This is a genomic window from Paenibacillus sp. FSL R10-2736 (genome assembly GCF_038000245.1).
In the GTDB taxonomy this organism is placed as follows: domain Bacteria; phylum Bacillota; class Bacilli; order Paenibacillales; family Paenibacillaceae; genus Paenibacillus_AQ; species Paenibacillus_AQ phytohabitans.
The window spans coordinates 4,485,989-4,499,240 of the sequence record NZ_JBBOBN010000001.1 but is presented as its reverse complement, the minus strand read 5'-3'; the positions used below and the strand labels follow the sequence as shown (position 1 = coordinate 4,499,240).

General features: G+C 46.6%; 9 protein-coding genes and 1 pseudogene. 5 read left to right on the top strand and 5 right to left on the bottom strand.

Features of this window, described 5'->3' with window-relative positions:
* Positions 1 to 245: 245 nt before the first annotated feature.
* From NSQ73_RS19700 to NSQ73_RS19690, 3 genes are read right to left on the bottom strand one after another with little or no spacing between them, the layout of a single operon-like run.
* On the bottom strand, positions 246 to 2,036 hold the full coding sequence (locus NSQ73_RS19700) for a hypothetical protein (protein ID WP_340987811.1): 1,791 nt from the start codon (positions 2,034 to 2,036) through the stop codon (positions 246 to 248).
* 45 nt (positions 2,037 to 2,081) lie between these two features.
* Positions 2,082 to 3,044 (bottom strand): carbohydrate ABC transporter permease, encoded by a 963-nt coding sequence (locus NSQ73_RS19695; protein ID WP_144026091.1) that lies wholly within the window; start codon positions 3,042 to 3,044, stop codon positions 2,082 to 2,084.
* Entirely contained in the window at positions 3,041 to 3,955 is a 915-nt protein-coding gene (locus tag NSQ73_RS19690; protein WP_340987810.1) for an ABC transporter permease subunit, read from the bottom strand. The genes NSQ73_RS19695 and NSQ73_RS19690 overlap by 4 nt, the downstream gene beginning before the upstream one ends.
* Positions 3,956 to 4,903: 948 nt before the next feature.
* Here NSQ73_RS19690 and NSQ73_RS19685 point away from each other — a divergent pair.
* The 3 genes from NSQ73_RS19685 (at position 4,904) to NSQ73_RS19675 (ending at position 7,482) form a co-directional block, all read left to right on the top strand.
* Complete coding sequence (locus NSQ73_RS19685) at positions 4,904 to 6,067, top strand: glycoside hydrolase family 27 protein (RefSeq protein ID WP_340987809.1); 1,164 nt, start codon at positions 4,904 to 4,906, stop codon at positions 6,065 to 6,067.
* Positions 6,068 to 6,086: 19 nt separating this feature from the next.
* Entirely contained in the window at positions 6,087 to 6,284 is a 198-nt protein-coding gene (locus NSQ73_RS19680; RefSeq protein ID WP_042135931.1) for a hypothetical protein, read from the top strand.
* A 79-nt stretch (positions 6,285 to 6,363) separates the two neighbouring features.
* Positions 6,364 to 7,482: a GNAT family N-acetyltransferase gene (locus NSQ73_RS19675; protein ID WP_340987807.1), complete on the top strand. Its 1,119-nt coding sequence runs from the start codon at positions 6,364 to 6,366 to the stop codon at positions 7,480 to 7,482.
* 73 nt (positions 7,483 to 7,555) lie between these two features.
* Here NSQ73_RS19675 and NSQ73_RS19670 read toward each other — a convergent pair whose 3' ends face one another.
* Complete coding sequence (locus NSQ73_RS19670) at positions 7,556 to 8,377, bottom strand: AraC family transcriptional regulator (RefSeq protein WP_340987806.1); 822 nt, start codon at positions 8,375 to 8,377, stop codon at positions 7,556 to 7,558.
* A gap of 220 nt (positions 8,378 to 8,597) precedes the next feature.
* On the opposite strand from NSQ73_RS19670, the pseudogene NSQ73_RS34990 reads away from it, so the two are divergent.
* Both NSQ73_RS34990 and NSQ73_RS19665 read left to right on the top strand, forming a co-directional pair.
* Positions 8,598 to 8,717: pseudogene (locus NSQ73_RS34990) on the top strand (magnesium transporter CorA family protein); the annotation flags it as partial.
* 172 nt (positions 8,718 to 8,889) lie between these two features.
* Positions 8,890 to 12,111, top strand: a complete 3,222-nt coding sequence (locus NSQ73_RS19665) for a CheR family methyltransferase (protein ID WP_340987805.1) — start codon at positions 8,890 to 8,892, stop codon at positions 12,109 to 12,111.
* A gap of 236 nt (positions 12,112 to 12,347) precedes the next feature.
* Here the strand turns inward: NSQ73_RS19665 and NSQ73_RS19660 are convergent, their stop codons facing one another.
* Positions 12,348 to 13,187, bottom strand: coding sequence for a YheC/YheD family protein (locus tag NSQ73_RS19660; protein WP_340987804.1), 840 nt, complete (start codon positions 13,185 to 13,187; stop codon positions 12,348 to 12,350).
* Between the last annotated feature and the right edge of the window lie 65 nt (positions 13,188 to 13,252).

Below are 13,252 nucleotides of genomic sequence, written 5' to 3'. Positions count from 1 at the left end.
GCTTGGTTGGTTAGGAGTAGGCAGGTTGCCGAAGAGGAGGCGATTTGTTGGATATGGGTAGGCTGTTAGCCGAAGAGGGGCCAGGTTGGCTGGATAGGATTAGGCGAGTTGGCCGACTTGGGGCTTGATTGGCTGGAGAAGTTAGCTTATATATACTCACTTAAGCGCGAAAAAGGCAACCCCAAGCCATTTACATGGCTCCGGGGCTGCCTTTTCTTTTATACCTGCGCCTTGCCGGTCAATGCTTATTTATTCGCAATCGCATCGGCACGCATTTTAACAATTTTGTCTGCTCTTTCTTTGTCGACAGCAAAGACATCATTCCAGCCGAGACCTTCGACATCGCTCTTGAGCTTCGTCCAGAGCTGATCGAATTCGCCCTGATCCTTGGCGAAGATCATTTTCCAGGAGGTGTTCTTCACATAATCCGAAATCTGGCTGCGTTTGTTCTTGACGTCCGAAGAATCGGAGCCGAGGCTTGTATTGATGTTAGGTACAATATCGATCATGTTGTTCTTCTGATAGTATTCGGTCGGAGTGATCGCGTCATAGGTTTTCTGCCAGTCTGTAGTCAACGCTGTTTTGTTGGCTTCAATGGTGGAAGCCCAATAGGTGCTGTTGTAGAACTCCTTGGTTTCCGGGTCGACTACGAAATCACTCATAATCATCGAGTTTACCTTACTCTGGCCGTCCTGATAACCGCCGCCGCCGTACTCATCAGGTACAGGGGTGTTTTCCTGGAATGCCGTTTGGCCTACCTCGGTCAGCTTGAATTTGCCGTCAGGCGTTTTTTCATAGTTGAAGCCTTCAAAACCGTTGGTGTAGTAGCGCAGACCTTCAGGGGAAGACATCCAGTCCATCAGTTCCATGATTCGTTCCGGTTCTTTCGCTTTGGAGCCGATGGCAAAGACTCTTCCGTTCCCGAAGTAAGCATCACTGTTCTGGATCAAGTGGGTGTCCGCAATTGGAACCGCAACGTTGCCGTCGCCCTGGTTGCCTCTTTCAATCGTGTTGTAGAAGCCTCTCTGCCAGGAGTACCACAGGAGAAGAACCTGTTTGTTGGTCAGCTTTTCGGACACCTTGTTCCAGTCCTGGGAAGGGGAGTCCGGGTCGACGAGGCCCATTTTGTTAGCGTCATAATAGAACTGCAGAATCTTCTTGTACATACTGTTGTCGTCTACGATCGGAACGATATCGCCTTTGGCATTCAGTTGAATGGTTGTAGTCCCGTTCGGCTGCTCGTAACCATACCAGTTGCTGAGCCAGCGGACATTCTCCATGCTTCCGCCGTCCCAGTCCTTCCACAGCGTGATCGGAACAATCGGCTTGCCGTCCGGAGTCTTCGGATATTTGGCCTGCATGTCCTTCAGGGCGGTCATCAGATCGTTCAGATTGTTCAGCTTCGGCGCGCCGATTCCCTTGTAATAGTCCCAAGGCAGAATCGGGCTGGAGTATGGCAGCTCTTCCGAGAAGGTGGTTGGCGAAGTATCGGCGGTGAAGGCCGGCAGGGCATAGATTTTACCGTCCGGGTTCTGCTTCTCGAAGGCAACATTGAACGGCTTGAAGTGATTGTCTACATATTTGGACAGATGCTCTGTATTCTTGATCAAGTCCGTAAGATCCATAATCATACCCGCCGGAATCAATTCCTCGAGCTGGCTGTTCTCAATAATCAGAAGGTCCCCGAGGTCTCCGGATGCCGATCGGGTCTTGTACAGCTGATCGCCGGCCACCTGCGGAGCCAGAATGTTCAGCGTGATATTGAACTTGTCTTTCAGCAGTTTACCGTACCACCCGGTCTGCTCGCCCTGGTAGTTAGCCGCATTGTTAAATACCGTAAGGGTCAAAGGTTTGCTGTGATCAATGCCTGTGCCCGGATCGGATGACTGGGCAGGTGTCCCTGGTTCGGCCGTCCCTGCTGCAGCACCCCCATTGTTGGAATTTCCACTGCAACCGCTTAGTACTGTTGTTATCAGCAGAATCGTCGTCCCGAGCACCAGTGCGGACTTTCTTCCCAGCTTAATGTGTGTTCTCATGTGTAGCCCCCCGAATGATTAATGTATCATAATGGCGCAGGCGTATTAGCCTTTGACTGCCCCAATTATAATTCCTTTGACAAAAAATCTCTGGAAGATCGGATAGACCAGCAGAATAGGTGCGACTACGATAATGGTAACCGTCATGCGGATGGAGGTAGAGGTCTGCTTGGTCGCCAGCGTTGCCATCGCCGTTGATCCGGCATTCTGCAGATTGACCATAGTGGACAAGGAGCTTGCCTGATTGATGTAGTTATACAGAATGAACTGCAAGCTGTACAATTTGCTGTCCGTCACTAGCAGCAGCGTGTCCTGGAAGGAGTTCCACTGGTTGACTGCCGAGAAGATGGCAACGGTTGCAAGGATCGGCTTGCTGATCGGCAGAATGATTTTGTAGAAAATCGTGAAGATCCCGGCACCGTCAATGCTGGCCGCCTGCTGCAGCTCCTTGGGCGTAGCTTCCACGAAGGTTTTGACCAGGATAATGAAGAATGGGGCTACCACGGACGGAAGAATATACGCCAGGAAATTGTCGGTAAGATGCAGGGTTCTCATGGTCAGATACCACGGGATGATCCCGGCATTGAAGAACATCGTAATGATGGTGAAGCGGTACCAGAATTTCTTGCCCCACATATCCTCCTGCGCAAACATGAATCCCAGGAAGGCAGAAGCGCCGACAGTGAGAAGGGTACCTATTACCGTTCTGGCCAGCGAAATGACAAAGGCATTGCCGAGGCCCGGTATTTTGAATACATCGACATAGTTCTGGAAATGAATCCCCTTAGGCCAGAAGATAATCTCACCCTTGGCACTGAGATCGTTCGCGCTGATGGTATTGATAATGATCGAATAGAACGGATAGACACAAATGAAGGCGAAGAGGGAGAACAGGATATAGATGACGGTGGAAATGATTTTGTCGGTGGCGCTGACCTGCATTTTGACCGTTTTGGAGATGTCTATATCCCGGCTGTTTGGCGTAAGACCCGTCTGGCTGTCACTCATACGATGCCCTCTCCTCTCAACAATTTGGACAGTCCGTTTACCGAAAAGAGAAGCACAACACTAATCAGGCTCTTCAGCATACTGATGGCAACGGAGACGGAATAACTGCCGCCGCCCATGGCGAGGTTATACACATATAGATCCAAGACCTGAATAGTGTCCTTGTTAAACGCATTCTGGAAGACAAAATATTGCTCCAGTCCATTGTTCAGAAAACTTGCAATCTGGAGCATCAGCAGCACGAAGTAGGTCGGCATCATGCTTGGCAATACGACATGCCGGATCACCTGCATCCGGGTTGCACCGTCCACATAAGCCGCTTCATACAGCGACTCGTCAATGCCCATGATGGCGGCGATATACAGGATCGCTGACCAGCCGAGTGTCTTCCAAGTAGCCCAGAACCACATGGTAAGCCAGACATGATCCGAGCTCTGAAGGAAAAGGACCGGAGAATCAGATAGCCCCGTCGTGTGTAGGAAGCCGTTGACCATACCTTCACTGGAGAACATGGAGAAGGCCAGGGAGTAGACGAGGACCCAACTGATAAAGTTCGGCAGCGTGGTTACGGTCTGAATGAATTTACGGAACCGGACAGCCTTGATCTCGGTCAGGAAGATGGCGAAGATCATCGGGAGCCAGGAGAAGAGAATGCCCAGACCGCTAATGCCGAAGGTGTTCTTGATGACCTGGAGCAACTGGTCGACCTTCACCTGGTTCTCAACCAGAGATTGGAACCACTTCAAGCCGACAAACGGCGATTGGGACAACGGAATAGGCGGGGTATAGTCAAAAAAGGCATATACCCATCCGTAGAGCGGGTAATACGCAAAGACAGCAAGTAAAACCATAAAGGGCGAAATGTAAAGGAATTTCCGGAAAGAATTGCTTCTAATGCTCTGGCTGCGCATCGTTTCACTCCTCTTCGTATTCTCTTTGTATAATTGCCTCGTTGAAGCTTTCCAGATCTGCTATTCCTGGTAGTGTAAGTCTGCCGGTCATCCCCCTTTTTCAAAAGCAATTTCAACGGCCCCGAGGAGTGCGCTGTTTGTTGTTTCCCCTATTGTTTCCCCTAACCCTTCTATATTGATAACGCTTTCATATATGAAATCTATAATAAATTATCATCTACCTACTAACAATGACCGATCCTCACCACTTATTGATCTATTATGAGGTGAAATCCGGATGGGATCATGAGCATGCCCTCTCCGCAAAAGAAGTGGAAAAAGGACACTTAATTTTCTCGAATGATTCGAACTAAGATCATTAGGTGGAAAAAGTACAACTAATTAATCCAATATCCTGGTTTGTGGCATAAACAGGATAATTAAGTGCTGTTTTTCCACTTGCTGCCGGACAGTAGCGTTAAATCATATAATTAGTTGTACAATTTCCACTTACGTTCCATGTATGCCTGCTGAAAGTGCCGCCATGCGCCCGTAGCAGCCGTTAAGCATACGTGGAAACATCAGTGGAGCATCGTCTACGCTCATAGATACCGTTGCGCCCCTGTGTGCCACTACCCAGAAGAACCTATCACCCCTACACCCCACTACTCAGAAGAACCTATCGCCCTACACCCCGACTACTCAGAAGAACATATCGCACCTACACCCCCACTACCCAGAAGAACACACCGCACCTACGCCTGCCCCAGAGCACACTAAGCGGCTCATTTTCCGGTCAGCCTGTTCTGCAATCCGTTGATTTCCATGCTTAAGAAAAGCAACATACGTCGATATGAAAGCAACGTCAAGCTATAGATTACAAGGACCGTGTGTGATTAAATACATAAAGAATACAGCATTTACTCTGGTACCTACATTTGGAAAGATGCGAAAGGATGAATACTGATCATGGACAAACAACAACAGCTCGGCTTGACGCCTCCTATGGGCTGGAATTCATGGAACACCTTCACTTGGGATATTAACGAGCAACTGATCCGGGAAGCCGCCGATACTCTGGTGGCAGACGGCTACAAGGATGCGGGATATGATTACATTGTCATCGACGACTGCTGGAGCCTGAAAGAACGGGACAAGGATGGTAAGCTGGTCGCCGATCCGGTCAAATTCCCGAGCGGAATGAAGGCGCTTGCAGATTATATTCATTCCAAGGGACTGAAGTTCGGCATGTACTCTTGTGTAGGCACACATACCTGCGCCGGGTATCCGGGGAGCTTCGAGCATGAATTCCAGGATGCGGAATCCCTGGCCGAATGGGGCGTGGATTTTCTTAAGTATGACTATTGCTTCAAGCCCAGACATATGTCGGGAGAGCTGCTGTACAAGCGGATGAGCTTGGCGCTTAAAAACTGCGGAAGAGACATTCTGTTCTCCGCGTGCAACTGGGGCGAGGACAACGTCTATCAGTGGATTCGTGAATCCGGCGCGCATATGTACCGTTCTACCGGAGATATCCAGGACAGCTGGGAATCCATCAAGACCCTGGCTCTGTCGCAGCTGGATAAAGCAGCGTACACCGGCGCCTACTGCCATAACGATCTGGATATGCTGGTAGTCGGCATGTACGGAGGCAGCAACAGCGACTTCATCGGCAGTCAGATCGGAGGCTGCACGGATGTGGAGTACAAGACCCACTTCTCACTATGGGGCCTGCTGGGTTCTCCGCTGATGATTGGCAGCGATATCCGCAAGGCCAACGAGGCTACCAGGAATATTCTGCTGAACCCGGATCTGATCGCGATCAATCAGGATGTGGAGAGCCGCGGGGCTTACCGCATCAAGCCGGAACCCCAATGGTTCCATGCAGATGATGTATTCATGCTGGTCAAAGTATTGTCGGACGGAGACCTTGCGATCGGCTTCTTCAACCTGAGCGATGGACAGAGAGAGATGTCGCTGCAATTCTGGGATTTCGGAATCCCGTATGCCTCCGGCAAATCGCTGTCCCTGTATGACTGCTGGGAGCATAAAGAGCTTGGCGTATTCAGAGAAAGATATGCTCCGGTCGTTGCAGCCCATGATTGTCTGATTGTGCGGGCTAAATTGGTGTAGAGAAGAGAAGGGCGTGAACATGAATAGAACATGCAGACAATGCGGTGTTCCCCTGATGACGGATGATGTGGCGATTTACCTGAAGCTGGTCACGCGCAATGCCCAGGATTTCCTGTGTATCGATTGTCTTGGCGAGCAGCTCAAATGCGGGCGCGAGCCGATTGAGCGGCTGATCAAGTACTTCAGGGAGTCGGGGAAATGTGTGTTGTTCCGTTAAAACGCGTTACCTCCGCTGCTTTATGTTTATCTATATAGCGAGAGAGTGTAAAGTGGTAAGGAAAGGATGGATGGGACAAATGGTTAAATACAGAACGGCAGCTCCGCATGAGCGCGAGGAATACATAGATTTGGCCAACCTGGCATTCCGCTTTGATTTTGAAATCCTGATGCCCAAGGCTTATGACAAAAGTGTAGATTCTTCGGCCATGCATAAGGTTGCTGAGGATGAGCAGGGCAGGCTGCGCGCACTGGTGGCTGTGTTCCCCGAGTCTCTAAGGGTAGGTGAGGATATATTGCGGACCGGCTATCTGGGTACCGTATCGGTCCATCCGCGCGCGCGCGGCGAAGGGCATATGAAAGCGCTTATGAATCTGTGGCTTGAAGAGCTGCGGGGTACATGCGATATGGTTGTATTATATGGGCAGCGGCAGAGATATGAGTATTTCGGCTTCACGCTTGGCGGTGTCAAGTTCAAGTATACTGTGGCAGAAGCCAATGTGCGCCATGGCTTAAGAGGGGTGGATGACACTGGAATATCCTTCAGTCCGCTGTTTGAGATTGAAGGGGGAGCAGAATTTGCGCATAACCTGAACACCTCGCGGCTTGCTTATGTTGAACGTAGCTTAGAGCAATTACCGCTGATTTTCAGCACACTCTGTCAAAAGGCACTTGGCGTTCTGGATCAGGATAAGCTGATCGGCTATCTGGTTGTCAACGAAGCGGGCGATGATATAGCTGAATTCGCGCTGGAGAAAGCGGACGATATTCTGCGGACGCTTAAGGCATACATGGCCTATAGCAGAGCAGGGCGAATAACGACGTACGCGCCGGAATATGAGATTCAGCTGAATAAGGCTCTTGGCGGTATTGCCGAAGACTTTGTGACCGAGAACTCGGATATGTATCATATTCTGGATTTCGCCAATGTCCTGAAGGCTTATCTGACGCTGAAGCTCAAGACCACAGGTCTGGTCCCGGGTGAATTCTCCGCAGTGATGGACGGACAGCCGGTGACGGCGCGGGTGGACGAAGAGGGCGTGAGCGTCGAGCGGTCTGCCCGGCCGGGAGTTGTGGTCCTTGACAGGCTGCAGGCTCAGACGCTTCTGCTGTCACAACACAGCCGTTACATGGCAGTGGATGCGCCTACAGGCTGGTTCCCGCTGCCGCTGTTCTGGTACAAGATTGATAAATTCTGAATAATCCCATGTCTCACAATAGAGCAACGCAAGCCTTCTACTCCGGGAGGCTTGCGTTTTTTTTGGCGTATCTTCAACTCCCTGCGGAGTTAGGGAGGGCCCCGCTGAATGAATCTCTATATTGCGACGGAGTGTATGAAGTTGCTTTTTTGAAGACCTTTGAGAAATACAGCGGGTCATGGTAGCCGACGGAATAGGATAAAGACTTTATAGATAACTGTGAATCGGCCAATAATGCACAGGCACGCCGAATCCTGAATGCGGTCAGATAACCGGAAATAGAGGTGCCCGTTTCTTTCTTGAACAGCCGGAACAAATAGCTGCGCTCAATTTTGACGAATCCCACTACATCCAGAACCGATAAGGAGGAATTCCAAAAGTTGGTTTCTATATATTCTTTTGCGGAAGAGACATAGTCCTTTTTGAGATATGCTTGTTCACTGGGGTAATACTCCATGTAATAGGACAATAACAAATGCAGCCCTGCCTCCGAACGTTCCCGTTCATATGGCTCTATGCCGGTGGCCTTGATCTTGTGATACAAGGGTTCTATATCCTGCGGAGGGGCCGTTACAACCGGATGCTCCGGTGAAATATGAATCATCGACAACAGACGGGAGGCCTCAGTCCCGTTGAATTCAATCCAGAAGTACTCCCAGGGGTCCTGCGGATCAGGGTAATAGTACACCTCCATATGCGGAAAAATAATGAAGCTCTCGCCGGTCTGCAACAGGAAGGTTGTCTGGCATGTCTTCAAATAGCCTCTCCCGCTTACAATATAATGCAGAGCATACACATCGCGGACGCCCGGTCCCCATTTGTGTAAATCGGGCGGTTTATATCCGTTTGCTTTAAACATCGGATTCTCGCTGAATCCGTATTCCATTGGCTTCATCGTCAGCACCTGTATCCTTATAGCATCATAATATTATTAGATTAAAGGAAATTTATGAAGAAAGATAGCGTTATGAGGAGCTTGAACTAACTATTAAATGACTGAATAAAGAGACCCCATCATAGACAAGGATTACATTGTTACGGTTTGCAGCCAGTCGAATAACCCTTAGGTGAATACTTTCAATTTCAACCCTGTATATAGATAAATTAAAGCTGCTAACAAGCAACGTCTAAAAATAGAGAGTCATTTGCGCGATTCATTAACGAACAAGCAGCTCTATGATTTAATGGATATTGAAAAAAGTTTAGTTTATTTCCTCATTTCATTAAAGGCCAACTCGGCCAATTCCAAATAGAAAAACCACAAGCTCAATCTATAAATTAATAGGACTATGCTGAATTTGACATAATTTTTTGTGGTACTATATTGGTAATCGTTGGTGAAGTGGAAGAACATAAGCTTATTAATTCGTATTATAGATTTAAGGGGAAGGATAATGATTATGTCTAATGGAAAAACTGATAAACTATCAGAATAATTCGGACTATGAACGAATCAAAGAATTTAGCATAGTTGGCATTGTAGCTTCACCCGAAAAGTTGGATGGGCTGAAGCAATTTCTGGATCATCTGGATAGTCTCCATGGACTGACTTTTATCATTGCTCAACACGAGTCTGCCAAGTCGGAGTTATTTCCATTAGAAGAGCTCTCTAAACATACCCATATGAAGATTTTTCATGCAGCGGATCAAATGGAGATCCATGAGGATTGTATTTATTTGTTACCTCCCCATCATGATATTAGCTTTCAATCAAGAATAATAACTTTAACAGGCGTTACTGCTAATAAAGGCAATGACTTATCGGCTGATCGATTTTTAAATGGACTTACGGGAATTCTTGGAAGCAATACGATAGCTATCCTTTTTTCAAATGAGGGTAGAGACGGTATGCTTGGTATCGATAGTATTTCAAAAGCTAATGGGCTAATCATAGTTGAAGAAACGGATATGACAAATCCTGTTCGCTTGACCGGAAGTGATATTGAAATTGATCAGACCGATTATTTTCTTACTCCGGAGGAAATGCCGGAACATATTGTTGAATATATTGATTTTTATATGAATCAGACCAAACAATCGATTGCTGAAGAACTAAGTACATTATTTGCGATCCTGAAGAAGTCTACAGGTGTAGATTTCTCTGTTTATAAACAGGCAAGTATTATGCGCCGTATTCAAAGACGGATGGGTATTAGAGAATTTCAATACCTTAAGGAATACAATCAATATTTATTTAATCATTCCAATGAGGTCACTGCCTTGCAGAAAGATTTATTAATTGGAGTGACGCAATTTTTCCGTGATCCGGCTGCCTTTGCTATTCTTGCAGATAAGGTATTGCCTACCATCTTTGAGCAATGTGGTGCAGACAAGCAAATAAGGGTGTGGGTTGCTGGTTGTTCTACCGGAGAAGAAGTGTACTCCATAGCCATTTTGATTAGAAAATATATGGAGGACATTGAAGAAACTTTTGATGTGACCATTTTTGCCACCGATTTGGACAAGGATTCTATTCAATTCGCCAGCAAAGGAGTATATTCAGAAATCATTTCTAAGAACGTGTCAGAGGAATACTTGGATGCTTATTTTACCCGCCAAGGAAATGAGTACAAAGTAAATAAAGAAATTAGGCAAATGGTCATTTTTGCTCAGCACAATTTGGTTAGTGATCCACCCTTTACCCAGCTAGATCTAATTTTATGCCGTAATCTGTTGATTTATTTGCAACAGCCTGTTCAAAAAAAAGTGATTTCCCTGTTTCACTTTTCATTGAAATCAGACGGGTATCTCTTTTTGGGTCCAAGTGAAACTTTGGGCAAATTAACCAATCTATTTATACCTCAGGATAATAGATGGAATATATACCACCATAAGATAAGTGATTCGTTGTCTGCAGTGGGTTTCTCTGGTATCAGAGAACGTGTGAATGATAAGAAAATGAGTCACAAGAATAATGTGATTGTAAGATTAAAGGAAGCGGAACGGGTTCTTAAACTGGAAACGGTGTATACCAAGCTGATCGAAGAATACGTGACTGCTTGCATTATCCTTGATAGCAGCAACGATATCGTTCATATCAATGGGAATGCCAATCAATATTTAGTCTTCCCTAAGGGTAAACCGACACTGAATGTGTTTAAACTGGTTCCTGAATATTTGGGGGTTGTTATTGGGAGTTTGCTTCAAAAAGCGAGAAAAGAGCTTAAGGAAATTATTTATAGAGATGTAGCCATTAAGGATAGCTATAAAGGACACTCCATTCATTTGAGAGCAAAGTCTTTTTCAATTGATTCGATAGATGACAAATTGATGATTCTCTTTTTTGAAGATGCTGCTGAACAGAAAGAAGTCCTGAGCGAGGATGGAACAGATGCAGACTTGATACAAAATCATCAGTTTCCGGCATTACATGACAAGGAGCATATTCAGGACCTGGATCAAGAATTGGTTCATGCGAGAGAATTGCTGCATACTGCGAATGCTAAATTAGAGGTGTACAACGAAGAATTGGAAACCTCTAACGAAGAGCTGGGATTGGTCAACGAAGCATTGATTGTTTCCAATGAGGAACTGCAAAGCACGAATGAAGAGTTACAGTCGGGTAACGAAGAATTGATGGTTGTAAATCAAGAATATCAGACTAAAATTCAGGAATTAACCGATTCTAATAATGATATGTCAAACTTTTTAAACAACACCAATATCGCTGCTATTTTTCTGGATGAAAAGATGACTGTACGTAAATTCACACCTGCAGTTAGCAAAGAAATAAATTTGGCAGACATGGACATAGGCCGTTCCATCGGCGATATCAAACATAATTTACAATATGACGAACTGATGGCAGACGCAATGAAAGTTCTTTTTTCGGGTGAAAGCGTCAAAAAAGAAATCATGAATTCAAATGGTAAATGGTTCAGTATTATTCTATTACCCTATTCAGCATATGATTCCCGCTATCAAGGAATCGCAGTTACGTTAATTGATATTACGGAATTTAAGAATGCAAGAATGTCTGAAGATTTTACGGAGCAGAAAAACAAGCTGGAATTATTACATTCCACGGAGATGCTCTCGGTTATAGGCCTTTTGGCAGCAGGCATCGAACAGGAGATTCATGATACGGATACCTCAACTTCGAAGCTCGGGAAAATCGAAGCCATAACGGATGAATTACTAGTCCTGGCTAGTCCGCAAAAGCAGAATTTCGAATCAAACGATGTAGTCCAAATATTGAAGGAAGTCATCTCCATGTATGAACCACAGGCAACGATCTTCAATGTAGATATGATAACGAAATTTGCCGATCCGGTACTCTTCGTCAAATGTGTTCCCAATCAGCTAAAAATTGTATTTAGCAACATTATTAGAAATGGTATTGAGGCAATGCCTGCTGGCGGGGATATGTTGATTAAGGTAAGGATCGATGGCGATGAATCAGTAAACATTATTTTTAGTGATAATGGGTCCGGTATACCTGAGGATAAGTTAGTTAACCTGGGAGCTTCCATATATTCTACGAAACAGAATAGTATGGGGTTAGGCTTAATGGTCAGCTACAAAATTATTGAGAGTCACGAGGGTGTGATTTCCATTACAAGTGTGTGGGGTAAGGGCACAGTTGTTAAGATTATCTTGAATCAAGTTTTACAAGGCTTAACACCCTAAAGAGCGCTAAGGTTCTAATGAAAATACAGACTGGCTATGCGTGTGCATATTATGCATAAGTTCTGTCTGAACAGAAAGGAAGACCGTGAGTCATCATCACGGTCTTTCAGCATTTCACCAAATAATCAATCTTAGACCGGCGATGCCGATATTGCGGGTCATTATCCACAGGATCACTTCTGCATTAGCGGTATTTACGGTCATGCGTGACAGCGTCCAACTAGTCTCCATGCACTTCACACAATCCCCCGCTTTGCCTTCATGCACTTCAGATTATAGGTGCGGCCGTAGGCTTTGGCGTATCTGATCATTTGGTCAAGCATACGGGTGTCCTTCAGTTTGGTGAACGGGCAGGGGTCGGGAGCGGTATTCACTTCCAGAATCCATGGGCTAAGCCGCCGGTCTAAGGCAAAATCTACGCCGATTTCATTCAGCGCCGGATAGGCAGTGCTTAACTGAATGGCAGACTTCACGCCAAGTTCGTTCATTTGCGTAATCAGAGCGCTGTGCTTCTTCAGGCTGGTGTGAACGCCAAGCAGTTCCTCGACCGGATATATGGTTCCGCCCTGACTACCATTCGTAACCACCTTCTGCGGATGCGCGACGCGTCCTGCCGCTCCTGTAGCTTCCCACTTTCCCTGAGGATTGCGCTGCACCATTACGCGGATATCAAACGGCCGCCCGCCGTATGTCAGAAGACGGATGCCCTTCTGTACTAAATAGGATTTCCCTCCGGTCTCCTCCATGATTGCTTGATATGCCTTGTCATAATCAGCGAATGTGCTCACCCGTGTACCTGCCTGATAGCGGTAGGTGCATTTTTGCGTCACGACAGAATCTCTCCCGCCAGAGCTGCCCCGGCTTGCAGGTGTCCTCTGTTCAACCCGGATAACCCCCTCGCCAAGTGAGCCGCAGCAGGGCTTAATATATACCATCTGGTATTTCTGCAGCATTGCATGCAGAACACTCCGGCTCATTCTTCGTGTGTCCGGGATATGCCTCTTTAATTCCGGCTTCTCCGCCAGTACTCTTGTCTTCGTCAGTTTATTGGAAATACGGCTGATCTGCTTCTTCATCGTAACCCTCCGTCCGGTAGCTTCTTATAGGCCATAGTACGGCAGAGAGCGGGCTTTTGATTGGG